Origin of the sequence: Ornatilinea apprima, assembly GCF_001306115.1 — a bacterium.
In the GTDB taxonomy this organism is placed as follows: Bacteria; Chloroflexota; Anaerolineae; order Anaerolineales; family Anaerolineaceae; genus Ornatilinea; species Ornatilinea apprima.
Genome location: NZ_LGCL01000034.1, coordinates 43,244 through 63,448, shown reverse-complemented (window position 1 = coordinate 63,448; position 20,205 = coordinate 43,244). Strand labels below are relative to the sequence as shown.

Below are 20,205 nucleotides of genomic sequence, written 5' to 3'. Positions count from 1 at the left end.
CCAAGCCGCTCTCCGCGTTTTACTGAATGGCGGCCTCGTACCCCGCGGATTTCATCAGCCACACATAGCCGTCTTCCAGACCGGGCTTCGCCGTCACCGCGCCCTCATATTCGGCGGCGCTGGCGCCCACCAGGCGGTACTGCACCCCTTCCGCCAGGTGCAGCATCGAGACCACCGTCAGCCCGTTGTTGGGCTTGGTCGTGGATTGGGTGGTTACCGTCCACACCCGCCCCTCGGCCATGCCGGTCAGTTCGCGCGGGCTGCCGGTGTACAGAATGCGCCCCCTGGAAAGCACCGCCATCTTCTGGCAGGTCTGACCAATGTCTTCCACAATATGCGTGGAAAGCAGCACCACGCGGTTGGCGGCCAGGTCGACCAGCAGATTGCGAAAGCGGATGCGCTCTTCCGGGTCCAGTCCGGCGGTGGGTTCGTCCACGATCAGCACGCGCGGATCATTGACCAGCGCCTGGGCGATGCCCACGCGGCGCTTCATGCCGCCCGAAAAACTCTTAATCTTGCGGCCGGCCGCTTCACTCAAACCGACCATGTCCAGCACCTCATCCACGCGGTGCTGGCGCTGCGCGGGGATGTGCATCCCTTTCAGAATAGCCATGTAATCCACAAACTGGCGCGCGGTTAAATCGGGGTACATGCCCAGCTCTTGCGGCAGGTAGCCCAGCATGGCCTTGTAATCGGTGCGCGCTTTTTCGTCAGCCAGGTTATACCCGGCGATAACGACTTTACCCGCGCTGGGCTGGGCAATGCCTGCCAGAATGCGCATCAGGGTGGTTTTGCCCGCGCCGTTCGGCCCCAACAGGCCAAACATACCCTCTTCGATCGTCAAATGGACGCCGCTCAAGGCCTTCACGGCTTGCGCGCCGCTGCCATACGTTTTGCTTAAGTTGCTGATTTCAATCATTGTTCACTTCCCATCATTTACAGATAGCGTTCTTGTTGGCGAACCAGCGCCCAGGCGCCGGTCAGAAAAATCATTCCCAGCAGCGATATCACCAGCTGGCTGGCGCGCAGCTCTGGCAGTTCGGGGTGGGTAATGCCCATATACAAATATACATAGCGCGCGACCGGATGGTGCAAAAACCAGCCGTAGGCGATGAGCTGAGAAAACCACACCAGCCCCACCGCCATGGCGCCGGGCACGGGTTTGGCCGCCGCCAGTCCTGCCAGGCAGCCCAGCCCCATCAGATTCAGGGTGGGGGCCAGCCAGGCCAGCTGCCGCCCTGCCGCGCCGCCCAGCGGAGCCAGGCTCAGGCCGATCAACGCCAGATAGACCTGGTAGGTGAGCGCGCAGACCGCCGTGACGGCGAAGATCAGCCCCAGGCGTTCGGCCAGCATGCGCCAGGCCGGGCGCGGCATGGAAAACTGCAGTTCCAAAGCCGGGTCTTCCAGCACAGCGTAAGCGGATAAAATGCCCGCGATCATCGGCAGCACAATCCCCACAAAGGCGCGCGCCGCCTGATAGGCGCTGTCCATGCCGTAGAGGATCACAACGATCACCGCGAAGAGGCCCCACATGCTGGCCGGGAAGATGACCTGGTCAGGGCGCAGTGTTTTCAAGCGATACATTAAGGTTGAATTTCCAGATTTCATGCCTGTCCTGCTTCCTTCCTTACACCCGGCGCGCTTTCCAGGCCAGGTAGCGCTCCAGCGTGATCAGAGCAGCCGCGCCGCACAGCAGCAAGATGGCAATATTCAGCACGGCTTCTTGAGCAGTGTGGGCGAGATGTTCGTGCAAAAAGATATAACCGCTGGAGAAAAAGCCCTCCAGGGCGTAGCCGCCAGCCGCGTTGAGCAGCGTCTCGGTAAGGGTGGGCATCACCTTGGGGCTGAGAAAGTTGCCCCAATACCAGTAGCCGGTGAAGAGCACCTGGTAGACGCGCACCGGCATCACCATCGGGCAGGCCAGCGAAAAAGCGCTGAGAAAGGCCAGTCCCGGCAGGGTAACCAGCACAAACGCCGGCAGGGAATAGACCAGCATCACAGGGCTGCAACCCCGGATCACACAGCCTAGGCTGATCAGTGTGTTGATCAGCAGCGCGGGGAGAGCCACCGAAAGCAGCGCGCCGGCATACTTACCCAGCACATACGGCCAGCGCCTTAGCTGCGTGCTGCGCAGCAGTTCTTCAAAGCCCAGGCGCACATCGCGCGCCATGCGGTCGGCAATGGCGATGCCCGCCACCACCGGCACAAACACATTGATCGAAAAGGCCATTTGCCCGGCCAGCTTCCACAACTCGGGGTTCGTCATCTCGCTCCAAACCGGGTCATCGGGCATTGGCTGCATAAAAGCCCACAGGTAAAACAAACCCAGGGCCCCAAAAATCGCCATCACCCCCCAGCGGCGGGTTGCCATTCCAAATTCGTATTTCAATACACCAAAAAATTCTTTCACGTTTGCCTCCACAGTTGGACGTACGGTTTGAACGGCCGCGTCAAACCAACCGCGGAAGGCGGCGATCAGGCCAGCGCAGGCTCAGCAGCGCGCCCGCCAGCAGCACCGCTGCCAGGCCAAAGAGCAGCAGTGGATTTTCCCAAAAGCGGATAAACAGCGTTATCCCCTCTGCCGCTGAGCCAACAAAGACCGGCCCGGAGCTTTCTCCAACCAGCATGTTTCCCAGAATGAATTTTCCCAGCCAGAGCAGGTACGGAATCACCACCGCGCTGCCGGTGGACATCCACAAGGAGAGCAGCAAAGCCAGCGCCGCCAGAAAGGTCATCGGCGCCAGCCAGCTCAGAATCAGGCCGCTCAGGCTGAGCGTGGGGATGAAGGGCGTCGCCGCCAGGCTCACCGTCACAGCCAGCGCCAGGTTATACCCAAACACCGCCGCCAGGCGCGCCAGCAGAATCTGCGCCTGGTGGGTGGGGGTGGCCGCCGCCAATTCAAACGCCTGGTCGTTCTCCGGTCCATATAGAGAGGCGATGCCCCAGGCGGCCACCATTGGCGCGATGAGCTGGATAAGAAACTCCATTTTCACCAACACCGCCGCGCTGTAGCCGATCAAGAAGATCAGCGCCGAGGCCGGCCAGATCTCGTGCCGCACCAGCGGTATTTGGCTGAGCAACAAATCCACCGCGCGGCGCAGCGCGCCCGGCTGCCTTTGCTCAGCGCGGATCTGCCCCAATGCAGACTCAATCACCCGATCAGAGACCCGCAGGCTGGCGGACTGCTCCGTCACTTCCTGGGCGGTGTTGCGCCACAAGGCCAAATCTACCTGGCACTCCGCGCAGGTTTGCAGGTGATCTTCCAACGCGCGCCGTTCATTCGCGTCCAGCGCGCCCGTCACATAGAATGGCAGGTTTTCCCGGAATTTTTCGTGCGCGTTCATTTCATCTCCTCCCGCAATCCCTGGCGGTCCAGGTATCCGCGCAAAGCTGCGCGGGCGTAAGCCAACCGGCTTTTCACCGTCCCCAGCGGACAATTCATCACTTCAGCAATTTCCTGTAAAGACATGCCCCCATAAAACACCAGTTCCAGCACCGCTCGGTGCTCGGCCGAAAGCTGGTTAAGCGCCTGGCGCACGGACTCGCGGTCCGCGCGGGCGGCGGCCTTTTCTTCAGGCAGGCTGCCGGGCGCGGGCGGTTCGCTTTCAGTCGCGTCCAGCGACAGCGTCTCTTTACGGCGCAGGGCGTTGAGCGCTTTGAAATGCACAATCCCCATCAGCCAGGCGGCCGGGCAGCCGTCTCCGCGGTAGCGGCCGGCGCTCTGCCAGATGGCCACCAGGCTCTCTTGCACCACATCTTCAGCGGCAGCCGGGTCACCCATCCAGCGCAAGGCGTAGGCATACATGCGCTGCCCGTAGATTTCAAACAAAGCGCGCAGCGCGGCCTCTTCGCCCGCGGCAACGCGGCGAAGGAGCTGGGTGTCTTTGATTGGTTCAGAAGTGCTGCGTTCCAAAATCCATTCCATGTGGTTTGTTGACTGCGATTCTTCTCTAGTATATCTGATTGCGGCAGGCTTGCCGCGGCCGTTCACTTAATATGTCTCGCCATGCCCAAAAAAGGTTCAAAAATTTGCCCATTAAATACAAAACCGGACTCTATAGTCCGATTTTGGTTTGTTTTTCTGCACTGCGATTATGCTTCCGCCAATTGCGCGCCAGCCTTCTTACGCCCTGATTGCAGCATCACAATCACCGCGATGATCGCCAGCCCGAACAACGGAGATACCAACGTGGAGAGCAGCTTCTCGCCGTAGGCAGTCGTCAGGCGGTCTCCCAGGTAGAACGCGCTGCTGGAGATGTTGAGGTGGAAAAGCAGCATCAGCAGCATGCTGTTCCGGCCCTGATCGTGCAGCCAGGCCATCAGCACCGCGAAAACAGTCAGCCCCAACGGCCCATAAATGAAGATCAAGGGCGCGCTCTGCCAGCCCAGGTTGCCCAGGCCAATGTAATCGGGGTAGACATGCCACACACCCCACAGCAGCCCCACCAGCAGACCGGCGGTCAGCGGGCGGTAGCGCTGGCTCAAACGCGGCAGGGCAAACCCGCGCCAACCAAACTCTTCTCCCAGCGCCGCGAAAAGTCCAATCCCCAATCCCGGCAAGATTTTGCCCGCAACACCGGGCAGCGCGCTGCCAATTCCCAACGCTTCTTGCAAGAAAAAGCTGGCGATGGTGATTCCCGTCGGCAGGCAGGCCGCCAGGTACAGCCAGGGACTCACCTTCCAGGTGGTCACCCGCGCCCACAGCGCGCGCAGACCGGCGCGCCCGTCCAGGTAGGCAGTCAGGGCCACCCCCATGATCGAAGGCACCAGCCCGCCCAGCACCACATACAGCATGGCTGCCGGGGTGGGCGCGCTGAGCAGCTCGCCCGGCTGAAGAATGGTGAGGATGCGGCTCCAGATCAGCCAGGAGACGCCGATGGTCAGAACTCCGTAAGAAAGAACAGCATGATTGCGGATGAAATTTTTGAGAGACATGGCTTTCCATTTCCTTTTGTCAGATCTGTTACGATGATCTAATTTTACGGATGAATAACCCAACGCGCATCCTTCCAAGGAAGAATTTTCACGCGGCCGGCCGGTATACTTAAGGACTATTGGATGAAATAAAGGGTATGGAAATGGAGTTGTCCGCGCCCGTCCAGCGATCCGCATAAACGCAGCTCGCGCGGGCCTTCACCCGCCAGGGCATGCGCCGCCCAGGTGTGGTGCAGATAGGCCAGCAGGTGCGCCTGATCACGCGGCTCTGCCGGCCAGGTTAAGCACAGCGCGCTGGCGGCAGGCAGGTCTTTACCCACCAACGCGCCCGACTGGGCGGCCCAATCTGCGCGCGGGAAGCCTAAAAAGGTCAGCGGGGGCGCAAAAGGATCACCAGCCGAAGCGCGAATCACCGCCCACAGCGGCGAGCCAGGCGGCAGGGCGGCTTCTGCTTGCAGGGCATTGATCAACGAAGCGTCGGGCAGCCCCCAGCCGGTACCAATCGTCATCAGCCCGGAAAGATCAAGGTCGCCCAACAGCGCGGGGCGCGGGTCGGGGCGGGCGCGCGCCAGAAAATCAAGATAATCGAAGGTCAGGCGCGGCAGGCAGCGGCGCGGGTCGACCCCATGCTGGCGTGCCAGGTGCGGCTGCCGGGCAAAAACGCGCTTGAAGGCGCGCGCGAAGGCCTCCGCGCTGCCGAATTGAAAATCCAGCGCCACATCCAGCACGCGCGCGTCCGAACTGCTCAACACGCTGGCAGCTTCAGACAGGCGGCGGCGCATCAGGTACTCAAAGGGGGTCAGGGCGGTTACCTGGTTAAACACCCGGCAAAAGTGGAACAGCGAGTAGCCCGCTGCCTGGGCCGCCTCCATCACCTGAACAGGCGCACGCAGGCGCTCTTCCAACAGATCAATAGCGCGCAGCACACAATCGAGCGGCTGCATGCCTATTCCCCCGACCGGCGCACCGGCACCCAAACGTCCACTTCCGAGTCTGCCAGGTCTTGCATGCCCTTAAAGCGCGCGTCATAACATTGCAGGTTAAAGCCAAAATCACTCACCCAACCGGCCTCCGCCAGCCAGGCACTAATCTGCGCGTCCCAATCGGCGGAAATTTCCGCGCCGCGCAACGTGAACACCGCGTATTGGGCGGGCGGCAGGCGCTTGAGAGAAAATTGAATGGGAATGCCAGCCTCTGGCTCTACTTGAAAACCAACAAAGACCTCATACTCGCCGCGCTCGCCGGTTTCGAGGTGCTGAATATGCACCTCGTAGCCCGTGCCAGGCTCCAGCGCAGACGGCAGGCTGCCGGGCTGCTCGGCGCAGAAGCGACCAAATCGCTGCCACAGGCGGCCAATTTCGTTTTCTTCATCCCACCCACCGCGCAGTTGGAACGGGTCTCCGTAGAAAGCAAACCCGGCCAGCCACATCTCCGGGCGTTCGATCAGGCGCGTTGGTTTCAGCATATTTATCCTCCCAGGGGGTCAGCCCGCCCCGCAAGCCTTTGGGGCGGGCTGAATCGATTCTACCAGAAGCGCGCGCTCAACGCTCGTACTCTTCCAGGCCAATGCCTTCTTCGGGCATCCATTCCGGCCAGCCCTGCAGCCACTCCGGAATGTGCGCCTGTTTCACCCGGTCACAAACCGGGAAGTACGCTTTCAAATCCAGCACCGGCGTGCCGTCGAAGGCGTCCATATCCGCCAGGCGCACCACGCCTTGCTCTTCATCCACGCCCAGAATCTTGCAGGTGGTCATCAGCACCGGGTTGGGGCGCATGGGCGAGCGGGTGGCAAAGACACCCGATTGGTGTCCCTCCGCATAGGGCAGATCAACCACCAGCACCTCGCGCATTTGCGGCTCGTCAAAGCGGTTGGGCCAGAAAAAAACCATCACATGGCTGAAGTGCCCCAGGTCGCGCAGCGCCGGGCGGTAGGCTTCGTCAATCAACACCGCTACATCCTCACCCTCGCGTCGGATGCGGCCAATGGACTTCAATTCAAAGGTTTCCATTTTCATTTCTCCTTACCATATCGGATCAGTCAGGGCCCTGTTGGTTCGCGCAGTCTCAGTATAGGCCAGATTCCGGCTTATCGCCTGACCCGCATTGCGGCCCTTCCCCGGCGATAGGAGCATTTTTTCACAGACCCTGATCGAAATTGCGAAACACCACCCCTCCGGGGCTTCAACCCTTCCCTGACGTGTCGGGAAAGGGTCGCGCCGCAGGCGCGGGGATGGGGACGCCTCACCCGCTTTTTGGGTGCCTGCTTTTCGGGTTAAATCATCCATCCCCCAATATCCGGGGTTGGACATGGGGGATGAAATCAATGGAAACAAGGGCCAGGGCTATTTTTTCAAGCTCTCGTGGCCGTTCTTGTTCATTTCCCAACGAATATCATATTCACAGTAGGGGTGGCCATCGTACATGCAGCGCGTCTTGCGAATGTGCGGAATACCACCTGCCTCGCGGATCACGCCTTCCATCCAACCCACATGGTTAAAGGTGCAGCGCTCTCTGGGCTGCTTCCTGCCCATATCCACCTTCTGCAAAATGTGATTCTCACCCAGCTCCTCATTGATCACCACCACCCCATCACCCCAATTGTGGCGCAGGCACAAATCCATGCGGCGAATGGTGAAACCGGGATCGCCAGCTTTGAAGTGCTGCTCCAGCGCCCCGCCGGGTAGAATATCAAATTTGGCGCGGTAGGCCGTCATCTCGCGCAGAATATCGTCCTTGCCGCCCGCCAGCACGTTCTTGATCGCCTGCGTCAGCGACCCCAGCAGCTCCGAGGGATATTCGGACTGCGGATCGATCTTCTTGCGCAGCACGCGCTGATCGTCAGCGCTCATGCTCCACAGCACCTTCTCCAGCGCGTCTTTGCCGTGGACTTCACGCACAAAATCCAGCCGCCCAAGCAAAGCCGAGCCGCGCGACACCTTGCCGGAGATCTTCTGGGTGGTGAACTTCAACACATGCTGCTGTAAATCCACCGATACCTGGTCAAGCGCCAGCATCGAGTCGGTAACAGCCGTTACCTGGGTTTGCATTTCCTCAGCGGCAGTCTTCATATTCTTCACCGCGCGGTCGTTCTCGCGGCTCAATTCCATAATCGCTTCCACCGTGCCGCGCACCGCGCCCGACTGCCTGGCGATCTGGTGTGTGGCCTGGCGGTTCTGCTCGGCCACCACCGAAACCGAATCCATCACTTCGACCAGCGAATTGGAGGTGGCGCTGATCTCATCGGATGCGGCGGCAATTTCTCCCACCTGCAGTTCGATGGAACTCACCACCTCTAAAATATTGTTCAACGCCTGCTCGGCTTCATGGCTGAAGCGCACACCTTCTTCCACCAGGTGGGCTTCGTCCTCAATCGCCTGTTCCGTATCCGCCACTGTACTTTGAATGTCCTTAACCAATGTGGAGATTTCCTTGGTGGCCAATGCCGATTTTTCGGCCAGTTTGCGCACTTCATCCGCCACTACGGCAAACCCCTTGCCGTGCTCGCCTGCCCGTGCCGCTTCGATGGCCGCGTTCAGCGCCAGCAGATTGGTCTGCGACGAGATTTCGTTGATCACTTCCACAATACTGCCAATTTTCTCAGAGTGCTTGCCCATCAGACTCACACTCTGGTTGACCTTCATCGCCGACTGGTTGATTTGTGCCATGCCGTCCAGGCTCTGGTGAATCACCGAGGCGGCGGTTTGCGCCGCGCGCGCCGCCTGGGCGGAGCCTTGCGCGCCGGTGTGCGCGCGCTCAGCCACCTGGTCGATAGCGGTTTTCATTTGCTCGGTGAACTGGTTGGCCTGCTGAATGGCCTGGGTTTGCTCATCCGCGCCGCGTGAAATTTCTGAAACGGTCTGGTCCAGGGTTTCTACTGCCGCGGTGGTCTGGGTTACCTGCTCAAGCTGGTGATGCGTGCCGCCTGCGACAATCTCGATGGTTTCGCCAATCTGGTTGACCGCGCCCTGCGCGCGCTGCGCCGCGTTGGAAACCTGGTGCGCGGTCTGGCTCATGGTATCTGCCGAGGCCGTTACCTGGCTGACAATGGTACGCAAACCGCCGGTCATCTTACCCAAAGAACGGCCAAACTCGTCTTTATCGCCTTTCAGAACAATCTCATCGGTCAAATTACCGGTGGCAATCGTTTCAATTTTTTGGGCGTATTCCTGGTAATAGCGCATCACACCCTGCAAACTCTCCAGCAGTTCCCCCAGACGGCCGCCTTCCATCTCCGAGACGAATTGAATGTCGCCAGTCGACATGCGCTGCAAGGCCTCGGTCAGCGCTTTCAAAGGCTGCAAGAAAGAACGAATGGCATACAACGCCGCGCCAGACAACAAAAACAGGATGGCCCCCAAAACCACCCCGTTAAGCACGTTCACGCCCAATTTGGCAATCGCATAACCCCCGCCAATCGCCAGCAGCGACCAAACCAAAAGTAATAGGCTGATCGGTATGGCTACTTCTTTTCGGAATATCTTTAGAGCAACTCCAAAACTCACTCCACACACAAGAACAATAACGCCTGAAAGAAAGAGCAAATCTTTTTCCATTGAGTCCCCTTGTCCCCGCCAGGATGAAACTGAGATGTAGAAATTGCCAAGGCTTTCGCCTCCGCTTCGAGAATAGTCCGATTCTGACCAAATTACTATAAAATTGTCATAAAAATGGGGGATTCACTCAGATCGACAAACGCAGCTCTTGCCAGCTCAAGCTTCTTCGGGCAGTGTTACTTCTTTAATCACCGGCTGAAAGATAGCCGATTTTCCCATCCAGACCGCAATCGTAAATATATATTCGCCGCGCAGCTGCCACATCACTTTCCAGCCGTCGCCTCCGCCCGGCGCAGAGATGAGTTCAACAGGCAGCCAGGCCTGCATGGGATTTTTGGCCGCCAGCAGGTTAGGGATGCTCACCACAATCTCGCGCGCTTCTACGCGCAGTTCCGTGCCCAACGCGGTGAGAACGGCGGCTTTCACACTCCAGCCAAGCGCCATCCAGGCATTCTGGACGGCGGCCGGGTAGCCGCGCAGTTCCTGAATTTCCAGGCGAGTAAAATAATCCACCAGAAAGCTGTCGGCGCGCGGGTGGATATGCTCCAGCGACGCGCCCAGTGGCAGGTCATCCCGGTAAGTTACCGCGCAAAACGCCTGCCGGCCGCTGGTGCTGATCGCCAAACAGCCCGACACCGTCTGGCGGTCCGTCGTCAGATCCATAAGGCCGTTCACATCTCCACCCAGAAAAACACGGCAGAGCGGTAGATGTTGCATGGCCGGCTGGGTACGTTTCAGCAAAGCCTTGGCCGCCCACCGCCCAATCAAAAACGCGTCGCGGCGCAGGCGCAGGCGAACCTCTTCCATGCGTTGTAGTTCCAGCGGGTGCAAAAAGGAGGCTGGCGTCATCGGAACCAGACCAGAGCGATAATCTCCGGCTTCATACAGGGTCCAATAGATAATGGGGGGCGAATCGTACATTCGTTTATTTTCAGTTCCCGTTTTCCCCATCCAAACGCGGCTCGCTGGCCTTATCCTCTTTTGACAGGCGAATAAGGGAAAGGTAGCTCCCTATCCACAGCGAGCCGGGCAGGGTTTCCAGCAGCATGAAAAAGCGGGTAATCACCGCCAGCGAGGCGGCCTGCTCCAGGCTTCCGCCCAGAGCCACATACAGGGTGGTGATCAGCACCTCGCGCACACCGTAGCCGTTCAAAGTGATTGGCAGCAGGGTTAAGAGATACGTGATGGCATTCACACCAACCACCTGATAAAACTTAACCGGCATTCCCAGGTGATGGGCCAGAATGATGTTGCCCACGAAAATGACCAGCACCGAAAGCCACGAGATGATCAGCGCCGCCGCCAATACGCGCGGTTGGTTAAACCACAACAGCAGCGCGTCTTTGAATTTCTTCAACGCCTTCCCCAGCTTTTGGCGCAGGGCGGGCAGCCCCAGGGCGAGCGCGGAAGAAAGCTGCTGCTTCAAATCGAGGTGGACATTCGGGGCGGTGAAGGTAAAAAAGGAAAACGGCAGGGTGGCCAGCATGGCGAACACATTCAACCCACGGTCGAGCAGCACGGAAGCCAGGCTGAGCGTGTAGCTGCCGGTGAAAGGCTGCGAGCCCACCACCCGCAAGACGTCTCCCCCCACCGTTGACGGCAGAAAGTTGGACGCGAACGCCCCGGAAAGAATCAATTTAAGACATTCCAGAAAGGTGATTTCCACCTGCTTGGAGCGCAGCAGGATGTACCAGCGCAAAGCGTTGAAGACCTGCCCGCTGAAGTACAGGCCAAAACAACCCAACCAAACCCACAGGCTTACCCCGCGCACCTGTCGCCACAATTCCTGCCAGTCTTGCTGCCACAATAAATAAGCCAGCAGCGCCAAAGACAGCAGCGTGCCGGTGATGCGCAGCCATTGGTTTCCAGTACGGTGTCGGTTTTCTTCCATTAGATCAACGTTATTCCATAATCGACAGCAACAAAGCGGAAATGCGCATTTGCGCTGATCGAAAATCTTGGGTGGTATAGGGCAGCACCAGTTCGTAAAGGGGCACTTTTTCAATCACCGCTGCCAGCAGCTCGCGCTCGCGGTGCCGCCAGGCCGCCAACCGCTGATCAAAATCGGGGTGAACAGCTGAGGCCAGATCGATGAAATGGCGCCCCTCTTCAAAATTCATCTCCAGCAGTTCATCCAGCGCCGCCGCGCGGTCTGCCAGGGGACGCAGCTCGGCTTTTTCGCGCTGATCACGGCGCAGCAGCACCAACCCCGCCGGGCTGGCCTCAAAGCACAGGTCATTTTTAGGCCAGGCGCGTTCCGGCTCAATCCGCACTGGCCACTTCAGCCCTTCATGGCTCCAGCGGCGCAGATGCCCAAACACAAACAGACCCGATCGTTCCCAGGTGTTCATCACCGCACCCACCTGCGGAGCCCATTTGAGCAGCGGCAGGTAAATGTGCTGGCGGGTCATATAAGCCAAGCTTTTGGGCTGCGGAGTGAGAAAAACATAATCATCGGCGTGCACCTGCCAGCCGGTCTGCCGGTCAGAGAGCAGGATGGCCGTGGTAGTTGTTTTTCCAGTGCCCCCCTTACCGCTGAAGAGCACGCTCTTCCCGTCACGGCTCACGCCGCCGGCATGCAGCATCAAAACGCCCCTGGTCGAAGCCAGGAAGCGCAGGGCCGGGTGCACCAGCATGTGATGGATCATGGGAATGGAGAAATAATTTCCGCGCGCCTCGATGTTGATTTCATCCGTGCCAAACTCAATCGAATAACGCCAGCGCGCCAGCAGCTTGTGGGTATGAAATATAAGCCGGGCCGTCTGTTCTGGCAGGTTGATCCGCAGGCGCACCACCACCTGGTAAGGCTGCTCGCCTTGCTGCAAATGATGGCTGTATTCCGCGCGGTAAAAGCCAAGCGCGCGTTCATCCGCGCTCCATACTTCCAGGCGCACCAGCTGATAGAAATTAAAAATTAACGGATCCAGGGTCTTGCTCCACTCAGCAAAATAGCCGCGTTAGCACGCCTCGCAGCAAAAATGATCTTATCACATTCCAGCCAAATCAGGAAAAAATTTAAAGGTAACCGTGTTGTTAAAGGGCGGCACGGCGCGGGGAGGCGCCGTGCCTTACGGAAACCATGTCTGAAACGAAACCGTTGTTTGGACGCCAACGGATGTTTCCATCTTTTTGGGGCGGCAGGGTTACGGCTGGCCGCCCCCCAATGCCAACATCTTTCGGGCGCGCTCCATTTGCAGGCGCACGGCCTCAGGGGCGGTGCCGCCCCAGCTCGCCCGGCGGGCAACCGCGCGTGGAAACTGAAAAACTTCTTTCACATCCGCGGCGAAGGCCGGGTGCAGTCCGCGCCAGGTCTCCAGCGGAAGATCGCAAACCGACACGCCCTGCTCCACGCTCCAGCGCACCGCTGCCCCCACCGCCTGGTAAGCCTCGCGGAAGGGCACGCCTTTCTCTACCAGGTAGTCGGCCAGGTCGGTTGCCAGCATGGCCGGGTCCAGCGCGGCGGCGATCTTCTCGCGGTTCACTTGCAGCGTGCGCAGAGCTCCGGCCGTTACCGGAAGCAGCATTTCCAGCAGACTGGCGGCTTCCATCACCGGGGCCTTGTCTTCCTGCAAGTCCTTATCGTAGGCCGAGGGAGTGGCTTTAACTACCGCCATCAGCCCGGTTTGCAAACCAATCAGCACGCCGCTTTTGCCGCGCACCAGTTCCATCGGGTCGGGGTTCTTTTTCTGCGGCATCAGGCTGGAGCCGGTGGAATATTCATCCGCGAAAGTGATAAACCCGAACTCCCGTGTGGAGTATAAAATCAGCGCTTCGGCCAGGCGGCTGAGGTGCAGCCCGATCATTGACGCGCAGTGTAAAAAGTCCAGGGCGAAATCGCGGTCAGAGACGGCGTCCACGCTGTTGGGCGCGGGCGCGGCAAAGCCCAGGTCGGCGGCCAGCGCGAAACGGTCGATCACAAATCCACTGCCGGCCAGCGCGCCGCAGCCCAGCGGCAGCACGCCCGTTTCTTGCTTCAAATCAACCAGCCGCTCGCGGTCGCGCTGCAGCGCCCAGAAATGCGCCATCCACCAGTGACTCAACAGCAGCGGCTGAGCCTGCTGAAAGTGGGTGTAACCCGGCAGAATCACGCCCCAATCCGCTTCGGCGCGTTCCAGCAGCGCGGACTGCACACCCGCCAGCCCAGAGTCGGCCGCCTGAATGGCATCCAGCATCCACAACCGGAAGTCGGTTACCACCTGATCGTTGCGGCTGCGGCCCGTGTGCAGCTTGCCAGCTGGCGCGCCGATCAATTCGGTCAGACGGCGTTCCACCGCGGTGTGAATATCCTCATCGCTTTCGGCAAACAAAAAGGTCTCGCTGGCCAGCTCTTTCGAGATGGTCTCCAGCCCGCCCAAAATGGCGTACAAATCCTCTTTCGTGATCAACCCGCTGCGCGCCAGGGCGCGCGCCCAGGCCTGGCTGCCGCGCACATCCTGCTGGGCCATGTTTACGTCCACGGCCAGCGAACTGTTCAGCGCCGCCGCGGCCGCGTTCAGCGATCCGCTCAGTCTCCCTTTCCACAATTTCATAGGGCCTCTTAATCGCGCACAATTTCTTCAATTGGAACCTGTGGCACTTTCACATCATCCATCTGGATCAAGGCCTGCACCTTGGACGAAAGCCCAAACAGGCGGATAAAGCCGGCCGCGTCCGACTGGTCATAGACCGGCGACGGCCCAAACGTGGCATACTCTTCGCGGTAGAGGCTGTAGGGGCTGCTGCGCTTGATGACGATGACGTTGCCCTTGTAAAGCTGCAGGGTAATCTTGCCGGTAACGGCTTTCTGTGTAACACTGAAAAATGCGTCAAAGGCCTCGCGCAGGGGGGTAAACCACTGGCCAAAATAAACCAGTTTGGCGTACTGCAGCGACAGGGTGTCTTTCATGTGCATTGTTTCGCGGTCAAGGGTGATCGACTCCAGCTCCTGGTGCGCCGCGTAGAGAATGGTGCCGCCGGGAGTCTCGTACACCCCGCGCGACTTCATGCCCACCAGGCGGTTTTCCACCATATCCACCCGCCCAATGCCGTGCTTGCCGCCCAGCGCGTTGAGCTTCATCACGATCTGCGCCGGGGAATAAGAAACGCCGTCAATCGCCACCGGGTTGCCGTTTTCAAAGGCAATCTCCACCGTTTCCGGCTCATCGGGCGCGGACTTGGGGGAATTGCTGAGCATAAACATCGAATCATCCGGCGCGTTAGCCAGATTTTCCAGTTTTCCGCCCTCATGCGAGATATGCCACAAGTTGCGGTCGCGGCTGTAAAGGCCGGGGTTATTGTTGGGGAAGGGAATATTGTGCGCTTCCAGGTATGCCAGGGCGTCTTCCCGCGAGGTGATGTCCCATTCGCGCCAGGGGGCAATCACCTTCAGGGTGGGGTTGAGCGCCATAATCGCCAGCTCAAAACGCACCTGGTCGTTGCCCTTGCCGGTGCAGCCGTGGGCAATCGCGTCCGCGCCTTCCTGCTCGGCCACCTGTACCAGGTGCTTGGCAATCACCGGGCGGGCAATGGAGGTGCCCAGGAAGTACTTGCGTTCATAGAGCGCGCCGGAATGAATCATCGGGAAGAGATAATCTTTGGCGAACTCTTCTTTCAAATCGCCAATAATCAGCTTGCTGGCCCCGCTTTGCAGGGCGCGCGCTTCCAGGTTATCCAGCTCTTCGGCCTGCCCCACGTCGGCGGCGAAGCAAATCACCTCGCAGCCATAGTTTTCAATCAACCACGGAATAATCACCGAAGTATCCAACCCGCCCGAATACGCCAAAACCACTTTATTTGCTTTCTTATCTGCTGCCATTTCCTTTTTCTCCTGAAAATAGATGGGTGTTTAAGACCAGAAAAATAAAAAACCCTCCGCTCGGGAGGGTTTCAAATACTGCTTACAGGCTTTTAACCAATGATCGAGGGACTCAACTCATCGCGAAAAGCCCACCTCCATGAGCGGGTGGGGATACAAGCTTCGTCGAGCTCGCATGCGCTGCGTTACGTCCAGAATCATATTCATTGGTACTATCATAGCAAGGAAAAAATGGATGTCAATAGGGTTAAGATTATCGTTTGATTAACAAATTTTTGCGCTACCCACGGGCGCGCGCCATTTTTTCTCGCGCGGCCGGCAGCGCCTGTGGATTGACACACACGGCCGGGCTTTCACCGTTCATAAACGCCAGCAGGGCGCTCACCCCAATGCGCGATTGATTCTCTACCACGTCGCGGGTGGCCCCGCCCAAATGAGGTGTGCAAACCACATTGGGCAGCTGCGCCAGCGGGTCATCCGGGCCAATTGGCTCTTCACTGAACACATCCAGCGCCGCGCCGCCAATTCTCCCGGCACGTAAAACCTCCAGCAGCGCGGTCCCGTCCACCACATCGGCGCGGGCGGTGTTCACCAGGTAAGCGCCAGGCTTCATGCAGGCCAGCTCCCGCGCGCCGATCATACCGCGCGTGGCGTCATTGAGCGGCACGTGCAGCGAGACGATATCCGCCTGGGCTAGCACGTCTTCCAGCGCCAGCCGTTCCACGCCAAAGGCGGCGGCTGCCTCGGCGGTTACAAACGGGTCATAACCCACCAGGCGCACATCAAAACCGGAAAGGCGTTTGGCCACCAAGCGGCCAATCGCGCCCAACCCCACCAGGCCGATGGTTTTGCCTGGCAGGTCGTAGCCCTGGTGAGTAACATACGCCCAGCGCGTGCCTTTTTCCACCCACCAGTTCTTGCGAATGGTATCCACGCCGGGCAGCACCTGGCGCGCGCAGGCGATCATCATCCCCACCGCGAAATCGGCCACCGCGTCTGCGTTGCGTCCCGGTGTGTTGAACACCACCACACCCTGGCGGGTGGCTTCTTCCATATCCACATTGGATGGCGTGCCGCGAAAGTCCACTACAGCGAACAGGTCGGGGCAGGCTTTCAATACTTCAGCAGGCACATCGTCATTCTCAATCACGGCCACATGGCATTCGTGCATCTTCTCAATCAATTGAGCCGGGTTCAGGTTGCCCTGGCTGAAGTGAAACGACTGCTCCACGTTGTAACGTTCTTTCAATTCATGCAGCCACCGGTCGGTAATGCGCGCTCCTATGAATGCTTTCATGTTTTTATCCTCATCGAAACAATCTATGCCATCCGCTCTAATGGACAGGGGCTGCCCAAACTATGGTCTGGGCAGCCCCGCATCCTCTTTTACCGCTAATGTTCTTTACTCACCAAACCTACCAGATAATATGGGGAACCATAAAAGGAGGAGGGATTTATTTCTTCTGCCCGTAATCATTCACATACCCGCTGGAGACTTCACGAATCTGCTCAGGGGTTAAAATGATCGGCTTCCCGCGCAGCATGGCTAAATGGGCAATTTTGGCCATTTCTTCCACTTCCACGGCCACACGGGTGGCATGCGAGGCGCTGTGCCCAATGGTGAAGACGCCGTGGCTCTGCATAATCACGGCATACGAGTCGCCAATCACATTGACAACTTCATGACCAATCGTTTCGCCGCCAAAGCAGGCAAAGCGGCCCAGCGGCACGCCGCCGCCGATTAGTCCGCAGGTGGTGGTTACCGGCGGGATGGGCTGGCCCAAAACTGCAAAGCTGGTGGCGTAAGTGGAATGGGTGTGCACCATGCCAAAAACATCCGGGCGGGCGCGGTAAACCACCAGGTGGGTCTCCGTGTCAATCGAGGGGGTCAGGTCGCCTTCCACCACGTTGCCATCCAGGTCGACAATCACCATATTCTCCGGGCTGAGCTTTTCATACGCCACACCGCTGGGTTTGATCACCACCAGGTTGGTCTGCGGGTCGCGCCCGCTGACGTTGCCGCTGGTCATTTTCACCAGGTCATTTTCGGGCAGCAGCATATTGCATTTGTATACTTCTTCGCGTAAAGCCTGTAACATCATTTTGCATCTCCCAATTCAAGCCTCATCGGCCTGAAACCAATAAGAAGTTCTGTCAGCGCCCAGCCAGAAAGCGGGAAAAATTTACCGCGAAGCCCGGCTGCGAGCGCATTTCTTCATTCTCTGTCAAACGGCCCGCTCTAAAAAGCGATCACGTGCCTTCCAAAATTCAAGTTCCGAATCACGCAGCTGACGGTAGATGCCAAAGCCGTCTGCGTACCGCCGCACGCTGGCGGCCTGCGGGCTGAAAAATTCACCTTCCTGCACCGCCGCGCCCCGCGCGGAGACGTAACCCAGTTTTTCCAGCAGGGCAGAGGCCATGCCATACAGGCCAAACTCCTGGTCGGGTACGCGCAGCATGGGGCGGTTCAACACATTGGCGCAGATCTGGCACATCGCGCGGCTGGCCGAAGCGCCACCCGCCAGAATCACCGGTGGATCGCCTTTGGGCAGGTGATCATAGCAGTGGCGCAGGCTGTAGGCCAGGCCTTCAAACACAGCGCGCATCAGGTGCTGCGGCGTGTGGCGCGGGGTAATGCCATGAAACGCCCCGGCCGCCCGCGACTCGCGAAACGGCGCGCGCTCTCCATTCAAATACGGCTGGAAGAACACCCCTTCGCAGCCTTCGGGGGCGGCAGCGATGCCCTGCTCCATCTCCTCCAGCGAAGCCTGTGGCAGCAGCGTGCGGCGCGCCCATTCAATCGCGGACGCGCCGTTGGTGGTAGCCATCACGCGCATGAATGTTCCGGGGTACAGGTAACACAGTGTGCTGCCGGCCACATCCGTGTGCGAAACCTGGCTGGCATCCAGAATCACCTGATTGGAAAAGGTGGTTCCCAGAATGGTAACCGCGTCTCCGGGCTGGCGCGCGCCCGCGCCAAAGGTGGTGGCGGCCACATCCAGCGACCCGGCCATCACCGGCAGACCGGCGGGCAGGCGGCAGGCCGCCTCGGCGGCCGGGCTGGTTTGGCCCACAATTTCCAGCGAGTCCACAATCTCAGGGAAAACCTGGCGGGTTTCGCGCGGCAGGCCCATCAGCTCCAATTGATCGAACTCATAGCGGTCTTGCAGAATATTCATCAGCGCGGTGGAGGCGTCGCTGCGGTCGGTCATTATCCGCCCGGTCAGGCGGTAAACCAGCCAGTCTTTGCAGTGCAGGGCATGGCGGATTTTTGCGAAGCGCTGCGGCTCAAGCTCCATCAGCCATCGCAAAATCGAGGGGACCGCGCCCACAAACAGCGGCGACAGCGAGTGTGCCACACCATAGGCAGTGATTTCGGCCTCATTCTGCAGTTCCAGCCGCTTGCAGCGGCTGTCATTCCACAAAATGGCGTTGCCCACCGGTTCACCGTTCTCGTCCAGCGGCCACATTCCGTCACCCTGGCCGGTGATCGCCACACCTGCCAGCGCCTGCCATTCGCGCGGGGCGCGTTCGGACAGCTCCTGGCAAACTTCCACCAATCCATCCCAGACGGCGCGCATGTCCATTTCACACGCGCCGTCAAAGGGATGCAGAACCGTCATCGGCCGGCCGGCAAACGCCAGCATCTCACCGCTTGTGCTGTACAACGCGGCTTTCAACCGGGATGTGCCCGCGTCAACCGTCAGAATGGTCCTGGGTGTCATATCGTGATGGTTAGATCTGTTTCAGCGCGTTATCGATATCGGCGATGATATCGTCCACGTCTTCCACACCCACCGAGAGGCGAATGTAGGAATCTTCAATGCCCATGGCCTTGCGCGCCTCAGGGCCCATCTTGCCGTGTGTCATGGTGGCAGGCTGCTCAACCAGGGTATCCAGGTCGCCCAGGGAAACCGCGTAGTAGGCCATTTGCATGGCGTTGATCACCTTCTGCGCCTCGCGGATGCCGCCCTCCACGCAGAAGCCCACCATACCGCCGAAGCCGTTCTCAAACTGGCGGGCGGCCACATCGTGCTGCGGGTGGCTCTTGAGGCCGGGGTACGAAACCGAGACCACTTTGGGGTGCTGTTCCAACCACTCGGCCAGCTTCATGGCGTTTTCGCAGTGCGCGCGCATGCGCAGGTGCAGGGTCTTCAGACCACGCAGGCCCAGCCAGCAGGCAAACGGGCTGGGAACCGGGCCGAACTCCTGGTAGACTGAGCTGCGCAGTTTTTCGTGGTAAACCGCATCGCAGACAATCGCACCGCCAATATGGTCGCCGTGGCCGTTGATGTACTTGGTAGTCGAGTGCAGCACCACATCCGCGCCGTGCTCAATCGGGCGGTACAGGTACGGGGTGGTGAAGGTGTTATCCACAAAGGAGCGAACCTTGTTGGCGCGCGCCCAATCGAAGACCGGCTGCAGATCCAGCACCTCAAGAGTGGGGTTAAGCACGGTTTCCACATAGACCGCTTTGGTGTTGGGGCGTTTGGCCGCGTCCAATGCCGCCGGGGTCATTTCAGGCAGGAAGGTAACTTCAATATTCAGCTCAGGGAAAATGCTGGTGAAGAGCGCGTGCGTGCCGCCGTAGACGGTTTTGCAGGCGATAATATGATCGCCAGCATGAACGGTGCCCAGCAACGCGGTGGAGATCGCCGCCATACCCGAAGCGGTGGCCAGCGCCATTTCTCCGCCTTCCAGAGAGGCAATTTTTTCCTGGAACATGTTCTGGGTTGGGTTGCGCGAGCGGCCGTAGGTGTAAATACCTTCTTTGTCGCCGGCCATGTAGCGTTCCATTTTTTCGGGGGTGAACACAAACGTACTGGTCAAATACATAGGAGAAACCAGCGCGCCGGTTTCGTGATCGGGGTGCTGACCAGCATGCACCACGCGGGTTGCGAACTTCTTATCTTTCGTTTCCAT

General features: G+C 59.2%; 19 protein-coding genes. All 19 read right to left on the bottom strand.

Translation table 11 applies throughout. The features are described from left to right. Positions 1-19: 19 nt before the first annotated feature. Positions 20-919: an ABC transporter ATP-binding protein gene (locus tag ADN00_RS14625; RefSeq protein ID WP_075063740.1), complete on the bottom strand. Its 900-nt coding sequence runs from the start codon at positions 917-919 to the stop codon at positions 20-22. Positions 920-936: 17 nt separating this feature from the next. Further along, on the bottom strand, positions 937-1,608 hold the full coding sequence (locus ADN00_RS14620; protein WP_075063739.1) for a hypothetical protein: 672 nt from the start codon (positions 1,606-1,608) through the stop codon (positions 937-939). 19 nt (positions 1,609-1,627) lie between these two features. Next, positions 1,628-2,410, bottom strand: a complete 783-nt coding sequence (locus ADN00_RS14615; RefSeq protein ID WP_075063738.1) for an ABC transporter permease — start codon at positions 2,408-2,410, stop codon at positions 1,628-1,630. 40 nt (positions 2,411-2,450) lie between these two features. Next, positions 2,451-3,344, bottom strand: coding sequence for a zf-HC2 domain-containing protein (locus ADN00_RS14610; protein WP_075063737.1), 894 nt, complete (start codon positions 3,342-3,344; stop codon positions 2,451-2,453). After that, positions 3,341-3,925, bottom strand: coding sequence for an RNA polymerase sigma factor (locus ADN00_RS14605; RefSeq protein WP_075063736.1), 585 nt, complete (start codon positions 3,923-3,925; stop codon positions 3,341-3,343). Before ADN00_RS14605 ends, ADN00_RS14610 begins: the two co-directional genes overlap by 4 nt. Positions 3,926-4,092: 167 nt before the next feature. Beyond that, positions 4,093-4,935 carry a CPBP family intramembrane glutamic endopeptidase gene (locus ADN00_RS14600; RefSeq protein WP_075063735.1) on the bottom strand — a complete coding sequence of 281 codons (843 nt, stop codon included), beginning with the start codon at positions 4,933-4,935 and terminating at the stop codon, positions 4,093-4,095. 116 nt (positions 4,936-5,051) lie between these two features. Then, positions 5,052-5,879: a helix-turn-helix transcriptional regulator gene (locus ADN00_RS14595; protein ID WP_075063734.1), complete on the bottom strand. Its 828-nt coding sequence runs from the start codon at positions 5,877-5,879 to the stop codon at positions 5,052-5,054. Between the two features lie 2 nt (positions 5,880-5,881). Then, entirely contained in the window at positions 5,882-6,400 is a 519-nt protein-coding gene (locus tag ADN00_RS14590) for a GyrI-like domain-containing protein (protein WP_075063733.1), read from the bottom strand. Positions 6,401-6,476: 76 nt separating this feature from the next. Continuing rightward, the gene (locus ADN00_RS14585; RefSeq protein WP_075063732.1) at positions 6,477-6,944 is read right to left on the bottom strand and encodes a TrmO family methyltransferase domain-containing protein; all 468 of its coding nucleotides are present in this window, start codon (positions 6,942-6,944) and stop codon (positions 6,477-6,479) included. A 333-nt stretch (positions 6,945-7,277) separates the two neighbouring features. Then, entirely contained in the window at positions 7,278-9,488 is a 2,211-nt protein-coding gene (locus ADN00_RS14580) for a methyl-accepting chemotaxis protein (protein WP_075063731.1), read from the bottom strand. A gap of 156 nt (positions 9,489-9,644) precedes the next feature. After that, positions 9,645-10,409: a 4'-phosphopantetheinyl transferase family protein gene (locus tag ADN00_RS14575; RefSeq protein ID WP_075063730.1), complete on the bottom strand. Its 765-nt coding sequence runs from the start codon at positions 10,407-10,409 to the stop codon at positions 9,645-9,647. 10 nt (positions 10,410-10,419) lie between these two features. After that, entirely contained in the window at positions 10,420-11,379 is a 960-nt protein-coding gene (locus ADN00_RS14570) for a lysylphosphatidylglycerol synthase transmembrane domain-containing protein (RefSeq protein WP_075063729.1), read from the bottom strand. A 10-nt stretch (positions 11,380-11,389) separates the two neighbouring features. Continuing rightward, positions 11,390-12,382, bottom strand: a complete 993-nt coding sequence (locus ADN00_RS14565) for a hypothetical protein (RefSeq protein WP_075063728.1) — start codon at positions 12,380-12,382, stop codon at positions 11,390-11,392. A 249-nt stretch (positions 12,383-12,631) separates the two neighbouring features. Further along, complete coding sequence (gene argH / locus ADN00_RS14560; protein WP_201781202.1) at positions 12,632-14,017, bottom strand: argininosuccinate lyase; 1,386 nt, start codon at positions 14,015-14,017, stop codon at positions 12,632-12,634. A gap of 8 nt (positions 14,018-14,025) precedes the next feature. Beyond that, positions 14,026-15,282 carry an argininosuccinate synthase gene (locus tag ADN00_RS14555; RefSeq protein ID WP_075063727.1) on the bottom strand — a complete coding sequence of 419 codons (1,257 nt, stop codon included), beginning with the start codon at positions 15,280-15,282 and terminating at the stop codon, positions 14,026-14,028. Between the two features lie 280 nt (positions 15,283-15,562). Beyond that, complete coding sequence (locus ADN00_RS14550; protein ID WP_075063726.1) at positions 15,563-16,579, bottom strand: 2-hydroxyacid dehydrogenase; 1,017 nt, start codon at positions 16,577-16,579, stop codon at positions 15,563-15,565. A gap of 157 nt (positions 16,580-16,736) precedes the next feature. Continuing rightward, a complete protein-coding gene (locus ADN00_RS14545; protein ID WP_075063748.1) occupies positions 16,737-17,381 on the bottom strand; it encodes an L-ribulose-5-phosphate 4-epimerase in 645 nt (214 codons plus the stop codon). Positions 17,382-17,507: 126 nt separating this feature from the next. Continuing rightward, positions 17,508-19,007 carry an FGGY-family carbohydrate kinase gene (locus tag ADN00_RS14540; RefSeq protein ID WP_075063725.1) on the bottom strand — a complete coding sequence of 500 codons (1,500 nt, stop codon included), beginning with the start codon at positions 19,005-19,007 and terminating at the stop codon, positions 17,508-17,510. A gap of 10 nt (positions 19,008-19,017) precedes the next feature. After that, a complete protein-coding gene (locus ADN00_RS14535) occupies positions 19,018-20,205 on the bottom strand; it encodes a trans-sulfuration enzyme family protein (protein WP_075063724.1) in 1,188 nt (395 codons plus the stop codon).

Coding starts and splice junctions, on each gene's coding strand:
- ADN00_RS14625 (WP_075063740.1), bottom strand. CDS start 919: ATGATTGAAATCAGCAACTTAAGCAAAACGTATGGCAGCGGCGCGCAA.
- ADN00_RS14620 (WP_075063739.1), bottom strand. CDS start 1,608: ATGAAATCTGGAAATTCAACCTTAATGTATCGCTTGAAAACACTGCGC.
- ADN00_RS14610 (WP_075063737.1), bottom strand. CDS start 3,344: ATGAACGCGCACGAAAAATTCCGGGAAAACCTGCCATTCTATGTGACG.
- ADN00_RS14605 (WP_075063736.1), bottom strand. CDS start 3,925: ATGGAATGGATTTTGGAACGCAGCACTTCTGAACCAATCAAAGACACC.
- ADN00_RS14600 (WP_075063735.1), bottom strand. CDS start 4,935: ATGTCTCTCAAAAATTTCATCCGCAATCATGCTGTTCTTTCTTACGGA.
- ADN00_RS14595 (WP_075063734.1), bottom strand. CDS start 5,879: ATGCAGCCGCTCGATTGTGTGCTGCGCGCTATTGATCTGTTGGAAGAG.
- ADN00_RS14590 (WP_075063733.1), bottom strand. CDS start 6,400: ATGCTGAAACCAACGCGCCTGATCGAACGCCCGGAGATGTGGCTGGCC.
- ADN00_RS14585 (WP_075063732.1), bottom strand. CDS start 6,944: ATGGAAACCTTTGAATTGAAGTCCATTGGCCGCATCCGACGCGAGGGT.
- ADN00_RS14580 (WP_075063731.1), bottom strand. CDS start 9,488: ATGGAAAAAGATTTGCTCTTTCTTTCAGGCGTTATTGTTCTTGTGTGT.
- ADN00_RS14575 (WP_075063730.1), bottom strand. CDS start 10,409: ATGTACGATTCGCCCCCCATTATCTATTGGACCCTGTATGAAGCCGGA.
- ADN00_RS14570 (WP_075063729.1), bottom strand. CDS start 11,379: ATGGAAGAAAACCGACACCGTACTGGAAACCAATGGCTGCGCATCACC.
- argH (WP_201781202.1), bottom strand. CDS start 14,017: ATGAAATTGTGGAAAGGGAGACTGAGCGGATCGCTGAACGCGGCCGCG.
- ADN00_RS14555 (WP_075063727.1), bottom strand. CDS start 15,282: ATGGCAGCAGATAAGAAAGCAAATAAAGTGGTTTTGGCGTATTCGGGC.
- ADN00_RS14550 (WP_075063726.1), bottom strand. CDS start 16,579: ATGAAAGCATTCATAGGAGCGCGCATTACCGACCGGTGGCTGCATGAA.
- ADN00_RS14545 (WP_075063748.1), bottom strand. CDS start 17,381: ATGTTACAGGCTTTACGCGAAGAAGTATACAAATGCAATATGCTGCTG.
- ADN00_RS14540 (WP_075063725.1), bottom strand. CDS start 19,007: ATGACACCCAGGACCATTCTGACGGTTGACGCGGGCACATCCCGGTTG.
- ADN00_RS14535 (WP_075063724.1), bottom strand. CDS start 20,205: ATGGAAACGAAAGATAAGAAGTTCGCAACCCGCGTGGTGCATGCTGGT.